Genomic DNA, 2,028 nt, shown 5'->3' with positions numbered 1-2,028 from the left:
TCGTCTCGCCAATCGGCGTGCCGTTGTCGATCACGATGATCGTGTCGCCCGGTTCACCCTCGCCCACCAGCGTCGGCGTCGTGTCGTCCGTGCTCTCACCATTGCCCACCGGACCCTGGATCGGACCCGCGTCGTCAATGACTTCGTCAATCACTGGCTGATCCGGCGCATCAACATCGGCATCGGCGTCGGCGTCGGCGTCCCCATCCGCATCAGCGTCAGCATCCGCATCGGCATCCGCGTCCGCGTCCGCGTCCGCATCGGCATCGGCATCGGCATCCGCGTCAGCATCCGCATCCGCATCCGCATCCGCGTCCGCATCGGCGTCAGCATCCGCGTCAGCATCCGCATCCGCATCGGCATCGGCGTCAGCATCCGCATCCGCATCCGCATCCGCGTCCGCATCGGCGTCAGCATCCGCGTCCGCATCCGCATCCGCATCCGCATCCGCATCCGCATCCGCATCCGCATCGGCGTCAGCGTCCGCATCGGCGTCAGCGTCGGCATCCGCATCGGAATCTGCATCCGCGTCGGCGTCCGCATCGGCGTCAGCATCCGCATCCGCGTCCGCATCGGCGTCAGCGTCCGCATCGGCATCGGCATCGGCATCGGCATCGGCATCGGCATCCGCATCGGCGTCCGCATCGGCATCGGCATCCGCATCGGCATCTGCGTCGGCATCCGCATCGGCGTCAGCATCAGCATCAGCATCAGCATCAGCATCAGCATCAGCATCAGCATCAGCATCAGCATCAGCATCAGCATCAGCATCCGCGTCCGCATCGGCATCCGCGTCGGCGTCAGCGTCAGCATCCGCGTCGGCATCTGCATCCGCATCGGCGTCCGCGTCAGCGTCCGCATCGGCGTCAGCGTCGGCATCTGCGTCCGCATCCGCATCCGCATCAGCATCAGCATCAGCATCAGCATCAGCATCAGCATCAGCATCAGCATCGGCATCCGCGTCAGCATCCGCGTCAGCATCCGCATCTGCATCGGCATCGGCGTCAGCATCCGCATCCGCATCCGCATCCGCATCCGCATCCGCATCCGCGTCGGCGTCAGCATCCGCATCTGCATCTGCATCTGCATCGGCGTCAGCATCCGCATCCGCATCGGCGTCAGCATCCGCATCCGCATCCGCATCCGCATCTGCATCCGCATCCGCATCCGCGTCGGCATCCGCATCCGCATCGGCGTCAGCGTCAGCGTCAGCGTCTGCATCGGCATCGGCGTCGGCATCCGCATCCGCATCGGCGTCCGCATCCGCATCAGCGTCTGCATCGGCATCGGCATCGGCATCGGCATCCGCATCCGCATCCGCATCGGCATCCGCGTCGGCATCCGCATCCGCATCCGCATCCGCGTCGGCATCCGCATCCGCATCGGCGTCAGCGTCTGCATCGGCATCGGCGTCCGCATCCGCATCCGCATCCGCATCCGCGTCGGCATCAGCATCCGCATCCGCGTCAGCGTCTGCATCGGCATCGGCATCCGCATCAGCATCCGCGTCGGCATCCGCATCCGCATCCGCGTCCGCATCGGCATCGGCATCGGCATCGGCATCCGCATCCGCATCCGCATCGGCATCGGCATCGGCATCGGCATCAGCGTCGGCATCCGCGTCCGCATCGGCGTCAGCATCCGCATCGGCATCGGCATCGGCGTCCGCATCGGCATCAGCGTCGGCATCCGCATCAGCGTCGGCATCGGCATCCGCATCAGCGTCGGCATCGGCATCAGCATCAGCATCGGCATCGGCATCGGCATCGGCATCGGCATCGGCATCGGCATCGGCATCAGCATCAGCATCGGCATCAGCATCGGCATCCGCATCGGCATCCGCATCAGCGTCAGCATCCGCGTCGGCATCGGAATCAGCGTCCGCATCCGTATCGTCGTCCACTGCACCCGGCGGCGTCTGTTCATCCACTACAGCAGGAGCGCTGCCGCCATTACCACCACCGCTCGCGGCAGCAATCCCCGCACCCAGCGCGGCAAGCGCACCCAGGCCCAGGAGGCCGAAGCCCA

General features: G+C 66.3%; 1 protein-coding gene. It reads left to right on the top strand.

Annotated elements, in window-relative coordinates:
- A partial coding sequence (locus tag F6X37_RS35580) for a hypothetical protein (protein WP_187614648.1) occupies window positions 1-2,028 on the top strand: 2,028 nt, incomplete at both ends.

Origin of the sequence: Paraburkholderia sp. 31.1, assembly GCF_014397645.1 — a bacterium.
Taxonomy (GTDB): Bacteria; Pseudomonadota; Gammaproteobacteria; order Burkholderiales; family Burkholderiaceae; genus Paraburkholderia; species Paraburkholderia tuberum.
Note: the sequence above shows the minus strand (reverse complement) of the source record. Positions and strands in the feature narration are given on the sequence as shown.